At 43.4% G+C, this 14,464-nt stretch carries 8 protein-coding genes and 3 pseudogenes; 2 read left to right on the top strand and 9 right to left on the bottom strand.

The genetic code is table 11. The annotated features are described in order from the left end of the window. Positions 1-581: 581 nt before the first annotated feature. Complete coding sequence (locus B9T16_RS17870) at positions 582-4,025, bottom strand: glycosyltransferase (protein ID WP_410245389.1); 3,444 nt, start codon at positions 4,023-4,025, stop codon at positions 582-584. Positions 4,026-4,509: 484 nt separating this feature from the next. Between B9T16_RS17870 and B9T16_RS17865 the strand changes: the two genes are divergently transcribed. Then, positions 4,510-6,120 (top strand): glycosyltransferase, encoded by a 1,611-nt coding sequence (locus B9T16_RS17865; protein WP_410245388.1) that lies wholly within the window; start codon positions 4,510-4,512, stop codon positions 6,118-6,120. Positions 6,121-6,162: 42 nt separating this feature from the next. Here the strand turns inward: B9T16_RS17865 and B9T16_RS17860 are convergent, their stop codons facing one another. Further along, on the bottom strand, positions 6,163-7,041 hold the full coding sequence (locus tag B9T16_RS17860; protein WP_410245387.1) for an alpha/beta fold hydrolase: 879 nt from the start codon (positions 7,039-7,041) through the stop codon (positions 6,163-6,165). Positions 7,042-8,289: 1,248 nt separating this feature from the next. On the opposite strand from B9T16_RS17860, the gene B9T16_RS17855 reads away from it, so the two are divergent. After that, the gene (locus tag B9T16_RS17855; protein ID WP_006616593.1) at positions 8,290-8,595 is read left to right on the top strand and encodes an ArsR/SmtB family transcription factor; all 306 of its coding nucleotides are present in this window, start codon (positions 8,290-8,292) and stop codon (positions 8,593-8,595) included. On the opposite strand, the gene B9T16_RS17850 is transcribed toward B9T16_RS17855, so the two are convergent. The 7 genes and pseudogenes from B9T16_RS17850 to B9T16_RS17820 form a co-directional block, all read right to left on the bottom strand. After that, positions 8,592-8,975, bottom strand: a complete 384-nt coding sequence (locus B9T16_RS17850) for a gas vesicle protein (protein WP_014275708.1) — start codon at positions 8,973-8,975, stop codon at positions 8,592-8,594. The genes B9T16_RS17855 and B9T16_RS17850 overlap by 4 nt on opposite strands. Continuing rightward, on the bottom strand, positions 8,975-10,159 hold the full coding sequence (gene gvpN, locus B9T16_RS17845; protein ID WP_006616595.1) for a gas vesicle protein GvpN: 1,185 nt from the start codon (positions 10,157-10,159) through the stop codon (positions 8,975-8,977). The genes B9T16_RS17850 and gvpN overlap by 1 nt, the downstream gene beginning before the upstream one ends. A gap of 222 nt (positions 10,160-10,381) precedes the next feature. Next, entirely contained in the window at positions 10,382-11,236 is an 855-nt protein-coding gene (gene gvpC, locus B9T16_RS17840) for a gas vesicle protein GvpC (RefSeq protein ID WP_410245386.1), read from the bottom strand. A gap of 229 nt (positions 11,237-11,465) precedes the next feature. Continuing rightward, positions 11,466-11,684, bottom strand: a complete 219-nt coding sequence (gene gvpA / locus B9T16_RS17835) for a gas vesicle structural protein GvpA (RefSeq protein WP_006616598.1) — start codon at positions 11,682-11,684, stop codon at positions 11,466-11,468. 521 nt (positions 11,685-12,205) lie between these two features. Beyond that, positions 12,206-13,271 (bottom strand): annotated as a pseudogene (locus B9T16_RS17830) (IS630 family transposase). 125 nt (positions 13,272-13,396) lie between these two features. Continuing rightward, positions 13,397-14,292: pseudogene (locus B9T16_RS17825) on the bottom strand (IS630 family transposase). A gap of 47 nt (positions 14,293-14,339) precedes the next feature. Then, positions 14,340-14,464 (bottom strand): annotated as a pseudogene (locus tag B9T16_RS17820) (ISKra4 family transposase); the annotation flags it as partial.

Genomic DNA, 14,464 nt, shown 5'->3' with positions numbered 1-14,464 from the left:
ATTGGCGGTCAAAATAAGGGAGTGTTGTGGCGACCATAAAAAACCCAAACCCCATTACAGCCTGTTCATAAATCATCTGATCACCTCTCAAAGTCCCTCTCCCTCTCTGGGATCCAGATTTAGGGTGAGGGCAATGTATTAAGCGACTGGTGAACAAGCTGTAAGTTAAGGTGGTGAGTCCAGACCAATTATGGCCATCATTCCCCAAACTGGTGACGCGCCAGCCATAATTAGCACAGTGGCTAGGCGGGGGATACTAGGTAAGAGACTCAGGACTAAGTAGGGATAGACACCTGGAAACTCTTGATATATATGGCTTTGATAGTGATTGGTGTTTCCGGTTAACCTCCTCAAAGTTGGGGTTATCTGGGATATTGGCGAAAATTTGCACAAAACAGGACAATTATACCTTTCTATATTGTACAAAATTTAATTATAATGTCAAGTGCCTCAAAAATAAAGTTTTCTGACAATAAGATAAAAGCCGATTTTGTGGAGTTTAAGCAATGACAATTAACCGATAATTGGCGATTAATTGAAAGCCTGTTAAAGCCGAATTATGGGATAATTGGCGGTCAAAATTAGGGGTTATTGTGACGACTATAAAAAACCCAAACCCCATGGCGATCGCTCAATATTGCACTGATATCTTGATTAAGGTTAATCAAAGGTCGTTCATCCCATAATTCCAAAGCAATTTTAGCCACATAAACCCAGAGACTGACTTGGGAAGGTGATTCGTAAATATGGAGTTTTAAGTATTTCCATACCCCGCGAGTAAAATTGACATAATCAGCCCTATCTTTTTCATCAGCAAATTGGTAACTAGGGGAGAAAATGAATTTCAGAAAATCCTCAAATAAATAATTAGGAATCACCGCATTATGATAATTTATCCCCAATTGATAAGCCGGCTTATATAGCATAGCAGCCAACCAAGATTGACAACCATTTTCAACAGAAAATCCCTGAGAAACCCGAATTTTCAATGATTCCACAAACTCAGATTCGCTGGTGGTCAATGTCAACTCACGGATACCACTATTAAGGAGAATTTTATGCACTTTTCCTTGAACACCATCAGATAATTTTTGCAAGGAAACAGCCTCAGATTTAAGCCAGATGATCGCCGTCAGTTTTCGCAGGAGTCGAAGGTGTTGCTGGGTAGGTTGATGGTGGGGGTTATGACGATATTGATTAACCAATTCTTCGGCTAAGTTTAGATAATCTTGGGGAGACTTAGACAACAGTTGTTGAAAGATATATTCTTTGATATTTAACGCCAAAAACCGATAGTCAGGGTCAATAATGATTTTCCGATATAGTCGGCTATAGTCTCGGATATTCTCACCAGCAATAATATTGAGTTGAGTTTGTTGTTGGCGATGAATTCGCAGGGTAGATAAAGCTTGATCAACAAAGGCTATTTGATAATCTGCCATAATTCTAAACCACATATCTGCATCTAATAATTGATGTAGGTCGGGGTCAAATCCTCCTAATTGAGAAAAGACATTACGCCGAATTAAAACAGTTGTCGGTTCGCCGATTTTATTTAACCGACCTCGGAAGCATTTAGGGTCTGATAATAATTGGGAACCGGGTTGAATTGTTTTTAAGTTTGACCAGTCTTGATGCAGGTTTTGGGTTCCTTTATAGGCGGCTTGACATTGGGGATGAGTCTGGGAATTATCATCAAGGATAATATGGCGGCGGGAGAAAACTAACCCAATTTCTGGGTTGGCTTCAGCCATAGCCACGAGTTGTTCTATACAGTTGGGTTCAAGGGTATCATCTTGGAATAGGAATTTAACATATTTTCCTTGAGCTTGGGAAATACAGAAATTGAGGTTATCAACTAAACCATAGTTAATATGAGTGAGGATACGAAAAGGGATAAATGATGAGGCTTGCGAAGATTTGGCGATCGCTATAGTATCATCTATGGAACCATCATCAGCTAGGATAATTTCACAATTACTATAGGTCTGGTTTAAGGCGCTGAGAATTGCGTCTTTAATAAAGGTTTCGCCGTTGTAGGTGGGAATGCAAATACTGACCAAGGGAGGAGTTGTAGTTTCCGGTGAAAATTCCCTAATTGGAACTGAACGTATATCAGTAAAGTTTTGGGTAGCATTTTGGATAATTTGGAGGCGAGAAAAAATGCGATCGCCGATAGTTTGAGGACTTAATTTGGTTCTGATATCAGTAGCGGCTTGCTGACCAATTTGGGAAGCAGCTTCTGGGTGATTAACGACATATTGCATTAACTCAGCCGCCTGTTTAATGTTGGGAGCAGCCCACACATTCCCCGGTCGATAGGGTCCGTCTGTTTGGTCAATTAAAACTCGTCGATATTTGACCAAAAAACTATTGGCTAAATTCATAAATTCCGTATTGGAAGAATAGCCAGTAGCTATGACGGGTTTACCATAAAACATTGCTTCCGCCATGGTTAAACCAAAACCCTCGGAACGATGTAAGGAAATATAACAATCACAGTTATAAACTAAGCCGTTAATTTCTTCCCGTGATAAATAGCCATCAATAATTTGAATGGCTGAACAATTAGCGATCGCTTGAAAAAGGTGATTTCTTTCTTTGGGGAAACGATCAGAGTTAGAACACTTTAAGATTAACACCACATTAGTAGGATGATTTCCGAAAGCGGTTTTAAAGGCTTCCACCACCGCCAAGGGATTTTTGCGTGCCATGCGGCTATAGAAATCAAACATAAATAAAAAGATAAACTTATCGGGGGGAATTGATAACTGTTCCCGACTTAAAGTCACCTCTGGAAGTGAGACGGTAGGCATCATTTTAATTACGGGAATTGGCGACACCCGCCGAATAGCAGAGACACAATAATCACTATAAGTCCAGATTTCGTGAAATAGTGAAAATGCTTTAACCCACTCTGGGGGAAACTCTGGTAATTCCCACGCCCAGAAACCAATATTATATCGATTTTTAAAATAGTCAGCGCCGACAAGTTGAGCAAATCTCAGCACATCATTAGCATTAATTTGAATTAGGTTGATGGGATAAGGATGTGCGGAAGTAAAATTTTCAAAGCTATGATCTTGTTTACGGTGAGGACTCCCAGTAAAGTTATTAATTGCCACATTTAAGTTAACGGCTTCCATAGCTCTCAAGGTGGCGCGTACTCCTTCACCAATGCCAAATTCTCCATTAACAAAGCCAGCGACATTAACACCTAATTCGGGAGTAATAACTTTCGGTTTTGGGGAGGGTGCGACTGTTTCTAATTTGGCTAAAGTTTGGCTATAGCTACGGGAAGACCACAATATTTTTCGCAAATTGGGGGCGTTATATTGAGCGATTTTGGTAAATTCTCCGGGGGGGATAACTTTCTCGGTTAATAGGTGTAGGGATGAACCGTTAGAGTAAATATTCAAGCCGAATTTTTGGGCGATTATTTCTAATGACTTTGGGGTGTAAAAAGCTATATGCTGTCCTTCCTGGGGTGCATAATACCACCACTGACCAGGCTGGGGATTATGGGGGGGGAGAAGTTCGGTTGAGAAGAGAATATTTTTGGATAATTTCAGGATCTTGTTGATTTCATCTAGGGGGTTAGCAAAGTGTTCCAATAATTCAAATGCGGTGATGAGTTCATAGGGTTGGTCTGGGTTTAAATTGGCTTCTAGCMCGGTAGCTAATAGGTTGGGACAGAAGCTATCATACCAGTGAAATTTAAATCGGATATCTCGCATGAGCCGCACTAATAAACCGTAACCGCCTCCATAGTCGAGAAACTGACTATCGGGATTAAAAAAATGGGTGATGATTTGGCTGGCTAGTTGAGCTAACATGAGATTACGGAAAACTAAACCATCGTCGCTGTTAGCAATGGGTTGATTATAGGCTTCTGGTAACCAGTAGGGATTTTCGGTTTGCACAAATCCGCAATTCTGGCATTGAAAATAGTTAACATTATATCGGTTCAAAACTATGGTTTGACCGAAGGATATGGTAGCAGAGGCACAAATTTTACACTGCATAATTTACCAATTGCATTAATCACTAAGGATACTCTCTTCTCTGTCCATGGGTTTTGAGCAGGGGAGATACCTGATCATCTATTATATGACAACTGTCTCTAATCACGATCTACTTTAATTGTGATGGTATGATTTCAGCAGGTTGGTTTCTACTGAATTTTGGGGTTCCCCAATACTTAGACACTCACGGACAAACTACTTGACCCGCCACCGGAAATAGGTGGGCTATTCAATGATGATAATTAATGAGGGATAGGCTGATTATATACACCCGCCAATATATGGGTGTCTGGAAAATTAAAGGAGACGATCGCCTCGAAATTTATCTATCACTTACATTAGCCATGGGGAATTTTTGATGGGTTCCTCCTGCGAGAGGCTCCCGAATCTGTCACCGATGCTACAATGGTTATCAACTGTGTCTAAATTGACAAGATTTTGGCGAACCTATAGCCAAGAAGATTAGAGTTTAAACAATCATTGGGTGAAGACATTGAATTCGGAATTGTTGAGGGTGTTACCTGTAGATGCCCGCGTCATTGTTGAAATTAGCGATCGCCTTAACCCAGATATGAAGAAGTCAGCCTATCTGCGGAATAACCCAGAATGTCAATATTGGCAGATTTCTCCCGATCAGGACTTGACAAAAAGCACAATTTGTGATTATCTTGGGAAGATAGATGTTTTGGTTTATACCTGTGTCAATTTTCCAGGGCATGATTTTGGTAAACTGGTAAATGATTACAGTGTCTGGCTGAAACCTAACGGTCAATTTATCGCTGATATTCCTAACAGCGAATACTGGCGGCGGCTAGTTAGTTTAGCGTTGGATAAGCCACAGTTGTCGGATGTAGGTTTAAGTTTACAGGAAATCCGATCGCATTTTAATCGAGCGGGATTATATATCTATGAAGTGCGGACAAAAGGCGATCGCAGTTGGGAGTTTAACCAGTTTTTAGAGAGACTGAAATCAACTAATCCCTCTACTGTTGTCTACCTGAAAGAGTATAGAGCGCAAACGGTAGCGGAAAACTATCTAGTGCGGGGTATAAAGTCGAGTAACCCCCCAAAACGGCTATTAATCCAAACAGCAATCATGGCACCAACGGGGTGCGATCGCATTCGAGTTTTAGATCCCGATCGCTTTAGTGCCACCATTCCCGGAGTCCGCACCTTTGCTTCAGTCAGGTCAGCGATAATTATACCAACTATACCACAGGAAGCCAAAATTTTCATCTGGCAGCGCACCATCATGTCAGCGCGAGAACATCTTTCCGTGCTGAAAAGACTACTACAGGAAAACTATTTAATCATTGCTGAAATTGACGATAACCCCCTGCGTCGCCGAGAATATGCAGAGCATAATTATCTAAGTTATCGAGGCTGTCACGGTGTCCAAACTTCCACCAAACCTTTAGGAGTATTTCTGCAACAATTTAATCCTAATGTAGCTGTTTTCCCTAACCAACTAACCGAAGTTTCCCCCCCACGCCATAACTATGACAACGAGAAAATCAGTCTATTTTTTGGCGCATTAAACCGCGAGAAGGACTGGGACCCCATTATGGCATCTCTAAATAAAGTTTTATCAGCCAATTCCGGTCGAGTCCTGGTGCGAGTAGTTCACGATCGCCAATTTTTTGAAGCCTTAGCCACCGACCAAAAAACCTTTGAACCTTTCTGTCAGTATAACCGCTATTTAGAAATTCTGCAAAACTGCGACATAGCCTTACTTCCCCTGACCCCGACAGCAGTTAATATGATGAAATCAGATTTAAAATTCCTAGAATGTGCGGGTAATGGGGTAGCCGTCCTCGCCAGTCCTACGGTTTATGAATTATCTATTCAACCGGAAAAAACCGGGTTAATTTATCGGACGATCCGAGAATTTGAGACCCAACTCAACCGCCTAATTAATAACCATACCTTACGCCGCCAAATTGCGGATAATGCCTATAATTGGGTTAAACAAAATCGCCTACTTTGTCACCATTACCAACAGCGTCACCGCTGGTATTTAGAAATGTGCGATCGCCTCCCAGGGTTAAACAGACAACTCCAGCAACGAGTCCCAGAACTGTTTAATAATCCCTAGAAATAAATCCCCCCATGTCAGTGATATAGGGGGGATAAACTGTTAACTATCTAACACCCATTTTAACAGGATAGGGTTAACCAACTCCGGTGCTTCATCCTGGGGGCAATGTCCAACTCCCTCCAGAGGAATAAACTGTTTTACTGTGTCAAATTTAGCTAATTCTTGTCCAAGTTTTATTGGTTCCCATGGGTCTTCTGTCCCCCATAAAATTATCGCCGGACAGGGAAGAATGGGGAGTAAATCTTCTGGTAAAGGTCCTTGAGAATAAGTGGTAAAAGCCAAAAAAACATCGACAGCAGTGGGTTCATTTGCGGGAGTGAGAAGCATGGTAACTAATTCATCGGTGACAGCTTCTTTGCGCCGATAAGCCTGTAGGAGGATGTTACGGACTGTTTTGGGAGTAGCAATTTGTCGAAAAAATAGCTGACTAACCCATCTTAAACCTAACACTTTTTGAGCTGCTGCTGCACCGAGACTCCGATACCAGGCAATTTCTGCCCTTTTGCGATCGTGCAATAGTCGCAGAGAACAATTTAATAAACCTACAGCGATCGCTATTTCTGGGTGAGAGACAGCCGCCTGCATAGCCACAATACAACCAATAGAATTTCCCACTAAAAAAGCCGGACTTMCGACCACCTCCCGACAAAAATCTGCCACTTGATCACCCCAAGTTTCAAAGGTATAAGATAGGCTACTACAGGGTAAAGGTTTAGCTGACCCACCAAACCCCAAAAGGTCGATCGCAAATACCCGACATTGATTAGCTAAAACGGGGATATTTTTGCGCCAGTGTCCCCAACTTGCACCAAACCCATGAATTAATACTACCGCTGGTCCTGTGTCTCCAGCGGCGCTATAACAGATAGGAAACCCTTTCCACAGCCAAGTTTGAGTTTCTACGGTAGTTGTTGTCATGGGAACAGTTAATCTTGAATAATTGATAATCAATAATTATAGCAATTCTGAATGATTCGGAATTGCTAATAAGTAACAGGGAATGGCAGAAACAAGGTATACCTTGTCTGTAGTGTGAGGTGCGTCAGTTGGTAATTCTGGGGTGATCATTCCCTGATCAGATAATTATCAATCATCCATTGTCGATAACTTCCTCGACTTCTTCTAGGGTTTCTTCTAGGGTTTCTTCTAGGGCAGGTTTTTCGATNGGGTTTAATAAATAAATCATTAGCCCTAACAAAACAATTGGCGGGAGTTGCGTCAGCTTTTTCTTCAATATATATCCAGGGTTTCAAATCAGAATCCAAAGTTACAATAAACCCGCCATAACTCAACTTACCAGTAAATACCTCATCAGTCTGTAAACGTTCAACCACGGGGAAATTTATAATCCTAGGAAAACCAGATTTTTCGGGGTTCCATACTTCCTTAATTGACTCAGAACCCATGCGACAATTTAAGCCGTTGGGGTCAGGGTCAACTACTTGCCAATATAGGTGATTAGAATTGCCAATATAATCACCATTATCATTGGGTTGTGGTAAAGAAGTATCGGCTAAAACCCCTGCTGTACCCACGCCAAACACTAATCCAGCAATTAGAACTATAATTAACCCCAAAACTGGTAATTTCTTTAACATAATCTTCCTCTGAATATCCGACAAATATTTAGTCATGAATTCCCCCAATACTTGTTCTGGGGTACTCCTAGGGCATATTATCAGATATCAGGCGCAACTCGCGAGGAGGGTGGTCAGCCGAGTGTATGAGATACCTTACTGATTACCCTGAGTCTAACCTTCATCAACCGCCATAGGGATAGGGCGATTTGAGTTGGGGGGAACCCCTAGCAGCACTATCTCATCAAGTCCGGTAGGACCCCACAAGTTTTCCCTTCCCCGGTTGTCTGATATGTTTTTAAAAACTGGTGCGCCTTCCGCCTTTCCAGGGGTTGACGAGAACCCGAATCCGTGATAATATTGGATATAGTCTTTTATAATTGAGTATAAAAAACTGAAAAAAATTGGGTGTATTCCCATTATTTAAAATAATAACCCATTGTCAAGGGATAAGTCAACCTATACCCCCCAAATGATGGGTTTGTTTACAAAAATTTACATATTAGCTGGGCTACTTTGTGGACAAGTGAGGCGTGTGAAATCCGCCAATTAATTTGCTAAAGTGGAGAATATGTTAAGATTCCGAATAATGGTCAACACAGACATTTCCCTGAGCTTTCACGCGCTATCTGACCCCCTACGGATTCAGATTATAGAACTCTTACGCCACCAGGAATTATGCGTGTGCGAAATCTGCGAAACCTTAGAGGTTAGCCAGTCGAAACTGTCCTTTCATCTCAAAACGCTCAAAGAAGTGGGATTAATCAAAGGACGACAAGAGGGTCGATGGATATATTATAGCATTAACCTGAGTCAAATGATTATCCTAGAAGAATATCTAGGGGAGTTTCGGCGATTTAGTCCAGTGGTTCCGGCTTTACCTTGCTCAAATTAATCATCATTTTCGGAGTTAGGGGGAGTGACTGGCTGTGATGATTGGGAGGTCAAGGCTTTAAGCGATCGCACTTCTTCCTGTAGTCGTTTAACCTCCTCTAACAATTGTTGATTAGACTGTGATAATTGCTGCGCCTGGCTACTAAGATAAGGGTCACTTTCCCACCAATTAATCCCAATTTCCTTAGCCTTATCTACGGAAGCAATTAATAAACGAATGCGGATACTTAACAATTCCGTAGACCCGACCGAGACGGAAATATCCCCAGCAATAACTATGCCTTTATCCAAAACCCTCTCTAGGATATCCGCGAGGGATGAACCGGAGGTAGACATCGGCACTCCGCGCTGAGGACTAGATGAACGTGATTGTAATGTCATTAATCACCCTCATAAACAACAAACAGGCGATTATCCTGTTGTGTCAAATAACTTTTTCTTAACAGCGATCGCAAAGCATCAGTAGTTTGCACCCTGTTTAACCCCAAAGCTATCTCAATTTCGGAGACTCGCGCCCCATCAGAGTCTTTGATATAAGTATAGATTTTCTGTTCGGTATCGGAAAGATTATTAGGTACTGATGAAGTGGTCAATTCTTCCCTAGGGGGTAAAGCGATAATCTGGTCATTTTCCAGTCCTGATAAATGGTCAAATATCTGATGAAGTCGGCTTTCTAATTCAGTAATATCTCCAATAGCGCGCGATAAGAGGATATCACGGCAAACCTCTTGAAAATCGGGGTCAATGGGAACAATAGGGATATTATGTTCTTGACATATTCTGGCTAGCATCAAACTAGGTCGCAACCCAGAGGCTTTATCGGCGTTAGTTTGTTGTCTGGCTACCGTCTGAATTTTACTAGGGGCGATCGCATGGGTAGCCTCTCGGAATTGCTGCACTAATGTTACAATAGTTTGGGCTTCTTCCGGTGTAACTGCAACTTTTTGGATGAGGATTTCCTGTTGGGTAGCCTCGTCCGGTTCCGGCATATTCATGGTAATGAGGCGATCAAGTAAAGCATCCTGGGTGCTATAAACGCCACAGTATTCTTCAGGATTAGATGTAAAAATCGCCCGAAAATGGGGGTTAACCCTAATATATTCGGAACGGCTGTTATTGGGAGGCAGCACTAATAGTTTTTCCTCTAAAGCCGATAACAGAACGTTATTGACTTCAGGGCGGGAACGGTTAAACTCATCATAAACGAGGGTAAATCCTTCGCGACAGGCGAGGGTTAAACGGGAATCAATCCAGTTTTGCTTGAGTGAGTCTTCTAATTTAACTACACTGTGGATAAAGTTATCCACCACTTTTTTACGGGTGTAACCAGTTTGATTACCAATCATATCGGAGGACTTGAGTTCATCGTCCCCAAAAATCAACATAATCGGACGATTAAGCAAATCTGCCAAATGTAGGGCGAGGGTAGTTTTTCCGGTTCCCGCTGGTCCGCGCAAATGCACAGAAAACCCTGATTGAAGATACCGCAACGCCCTAACTGTAATTCTTTCAATGGCTGGAGTGTTAACAAATCCTTTAGGAACAGCACGAAGCACAGTGGTCATATTAATGTTAGATTGTAAGCTACCAGGCTAGGGATATTTTAGTCCCGAACCCTATTTTCATTTGATCTGTTGGCATAGTAGGCTTGAACGCTCTGAACAATCCAACCTTGTTTCAGAAGTTATCGCAAAGCATCAACGGTTTGAATGCGATTTAACTGCAAATCCTCCTCAATATCAGTCAATCGTACCCTCGACTGCTGATAAATGTAATCATAAACCCGTTCATCCGGGGTTAGGGGGATGAGGAACAACAGTAGTTGGTTTAGGCTGATTAGGGGGAACTGCTGGTTTTGTTGGTTCAGCAACCACCACAGCGGTAGGTGTTGTTGATTGGGCTGCTGTGGTAGTACTAGGCGCTGATTTAACCGCCTTCGGCTTGGTTTTAGGAACCAATGTTTGACTAGCCTTCGCCTTCTGAGGCGTTGCTGGGGTCGATTTCACCCTTTCACCACCCCAAACCGACTTTTCCCGTTCCCGACGATACTCTTGTAATTGCATCCGAAACTTACCCATATCCTCAAACATGGACTGAATACCTGCTAGGCGTTCGGCTTTCGCCTCTTGGGTTTGCTGTAGCAATTTTTCAGCCATAATGGTGCGGATAATATTGAACTCTTGCAAATCCCCTTGTACCTGCTGGGCGAGTTTTCGGCGACCGGCGGCTCTTTCCTGGTCTTGTTGTTGCCACTGCTGTTGCCATTGAGCAACCGTATCTCGAAGTTCCGCCCGAAAATCCCGTAACTCCTGGGCTAATTCCTCAGCTTTTTCGGTTCGGGACTGGGCGCTCTCCTCCAGAAAGGTAGCAGTTTCTTTCTGAAGCGATCGCACAAACTCTTTTAAATCCTCAGCTAGTTGTTCTGCTTGCTGACGATGGTTATTATGAGCGTCTGCCAAAAAGGCTTGATTTTCTTGTTTTAATTGAGATACAAAAGCCTGTCGATCTTGTTTTTGAGTGATCGCCTGGCTGTATCGTTCTCGTTGCCATAAACCGATCGTCGCCCAAATCTGTTTTTGGCTTKCAGCCAAAACCTGGCGACGCTCTAGGTGGCTTTGTTGCCAATCATCCTGTAACRCCATAGTACTTAASGATATCCYCCCAGTTGGTGTTTAAGCATCGGACATCTGTGGTTTTCTGTGGTTTTCTGTAGTCTTTCCTGTCAGCCTTACTTTAGGGTCTTCCCTAGAGAATCATATAGCCCCCTGAAACTCAGGCATTGGCTTTCCGACTCAGATTCAGGCTGTAGCTAGATGGACTTAATCAGAAGACACAATCAGATGTCCGACCGCTAGTTAACTGTGAAACCCTTTATACAGAAGGAACAGCAGCTTGAGCCGTTAGACCCACAGCTTCTGCATATTTGAGGTAAGTTTCCACAGATGCAATCACAACCCTTGCTTCTACCGATAACAGTTCTATGCCCACTAAGGAAACACGAACCCAGGCATCAATTACAATCCCTTTATCTAGGATACGATCAATAACCTCAGCCAAGCTCGAAGACGAGTTTACTTTTTCAACTGCCATGAGTCAATTACCTCTTAATTTTCATGTTGACACCCCCACCGTCCAGCTAGGCTGTCATGGTAGATTGTTGCTAGTATTACTGTTGACCAGGCTACCAGGGAAGTCCTGTTATCCTCCATCATACAGAATCGAGACAGATTTAACTGTCAAGAATGTGGCAATAGCCCGAAGCTTCTGAGTATGATACAATCAATAGCGAGGCAATCATGCCATTGGTGAAGGTATCTCTCAAAGCCTCCAACATTCTGTTCAAAGAGGACTATTGTCACGTACAAATCGCCTTTTTAAAACCAAGATATACAGGCTATGTACTTCACGTCCACCACTAAACAGCTATGGGGCATCATCCTACGACAACGGTTTGGAGTCTATCAGTACTTGGGTATAATGTCAAGCATTTTGGTAATAATTATTAGGGGTCGAGAGAGAAGTCACCTTCTCCCCCTCCCCTTCAAAACCGTGCTTGAGACTTTCACCTCACACGGGTCGTAGGGTGCGTCATATCAAGTCCGGATAATCAATTATAGTGAAGTCTCGATTTGAGGCCACCAATGAAAACTCATCAAGCCTCGAATTAATTCGCGCTGTTCCCACAAACTTCGGCAGCCAGCACACAAGAGTTCCTCTAGCTGCTCAAGATTCTCAAATGAGCGATTGGCAATGGGTTCATCTACCAGAGGCCACAGTCTTTCCGCCGGTTGCAGTTCCGGGGAATGGGACGGTAGAAACATTAAATGCAGTCCTTCGGGTACTTTCAGATTCTTACTGATATGCCATCCGGCTTGGTCAACCACTAACATAATGTGTTGATTTGGACCTAATTTCAATTCGGCAGCAAACTCCTGTAACACTCGACCAAATAGAGTTGTATTGACCTAAGGGATGATCCACCAATAAGTCTCTGCCGTCTGCGGTCTGACAAAACCATATAACCATAACCACTCGCATTTCCAATTAATATGGGCCAGTGGTTGACAACCTTCCGCTATTGGAGCGTCCCATCACCGGTTTGAGTCCCAGACGGTGTTCATCTTCGCTCCACAATTGCACCTGTGCATCAGGATATCTCCGGCGAAGTCCCTCTAACTCCGTTACCAGTTTTTTTTTCCAGGCTTGCTGCTAGTCTTCGTCACTTTCGATGTGAGCCGGTCTCGGTACACGAAGCCGAAATGTCATTTGTCGCAGAATCTCCCATCCCCTTTGTCGGCTAATTTTTCGTCCAGTTACTCCTGTCAACCAGTCTGCCACCTGGCGACCGTTCCACAGTCCCCCATCCGGCGCTGTTCCTTGCCGGGCTTGCCATAACTGAGCTTGGGTCACATCATCAATTAACGGTGGATGTCCGGGATTTCCCTAGAGGCGCGCGCCCAGCCCTTTTAATCCCAATTGGTTGTATCTTTTTACCAATTCATAAATCCAGATGCGACTGTAGCCCGTAATTTCTTGGACTTCCTCCGTGGTCTTCCCCTGAGCCAACAACCAAATAATTTGCTCTTGGCGACTTTCCAAGACCTCTTGGGCTTGGTGATCAGCCCGGCCAAGTTCTTCGGTACTTAAGTGGGGAGCTATACTAATTCGTCTGGGTATGACGCAAGTTGGGCATTATTAGGGGTCGAGAATGGAGTCGCCTCCATCCCCTCCCATTCAAAACCGTACTTGAAAGTTTCCCTTCATACGGCTCGTAGGGTGCGTTATAGCACTAGTCAATACGGTTAGGACGCAGCCTTGAGAACAGAATCCATGGCATCATCGAGAGAATCAAACTGCTCACGTGCAATGGCGAATGCGGGCTTTCAACCACGACCAACATTTCTCTATCTTGTTGAGGTCTGGCGAATAAGGCTGAAGATAGAGCAAACGGCATTGAGCTGCCTCCACCAGTTCAGCCTGCCGCCCCCCTTTATGAAACGTTGCATTGTCCAATACTAGAGTCTGACCTGGCTTCAATGTTGGAATTAAGATRAACTCCAACYACAACTCAAACACTGTCTGATTACAACAACCCTCAAAGGTAAAGGGAGYTAAGAGTTGTTGATAACACCATGCGGCCATATAGCTCACCCTGCCCTGCCTCTTCCCTGATTTGAGGGTATGGAAGCGTTGTCCTTCCTGGCAGTAACCATAAGGATAATCCGAGTCTTGACTATTCATGCCAGCTTCATCGAGGTAAACCAACCCTTCCGGCTCCATATGTTGAATCTGAGCAATAAACTCCTCTCGCTGTTGCTGATCACGTTCTTGGTAGCCGTAAGTTTTTTTTNCTGGTGAAGCCAATTTTCTTCAAGGCTCTGGATATGGTGCCAGGAGAGATGTCGTCATCCCAAAGTTGAGCCATTTGAGCGGAGGTTTGRTCGCCATGCTCTTGGGCAAAAGCCTTGAATTTGTGCCAGTCGGTAATTTGGTGGTTATGACCAGGTGGGCGATTAGGTTTAGGGAGGAAGTCTCCGGTGTGTTCTTTTCTTTCCAGCCAGAGATTGATAGTGTTCCGGCTGAGATGGAAAAATTGACTGGCTTTGGTTTTGGACATACCGTATAGTTCAATTGCATTGATAACTTTTTGTCTAAGGTCGTAACTGTAGGGGGCTGGCCTTTTGGGTCTTCTGTAGATATCCTTGCCATTATACGTCCTAAATGTTATGTTTTGTGCTATATCTCCACCTCACACCAGTCCTCTCGCTGTACAAGGCGTTGGAGCGTACTGTGGCAGATGCTCATCCCGGTCAGTATCGTGATATCCTCTTCGGCTCGTTGGTAAGCGTTATTAGCACTAACGAGCAAGC

The organism is Arthrospira sp. PCC 8006, assembly GCF_046480465.1.
GTDB lineage: Bacteria > Cyanobacteriota > Cyanobacteriia > Cyanobacteriales > Microcoleaceae > Limnospira > Limnospira platensis.
This window is presented reverse-complemented; position numbering and strand designations above follow the sequence as displayed.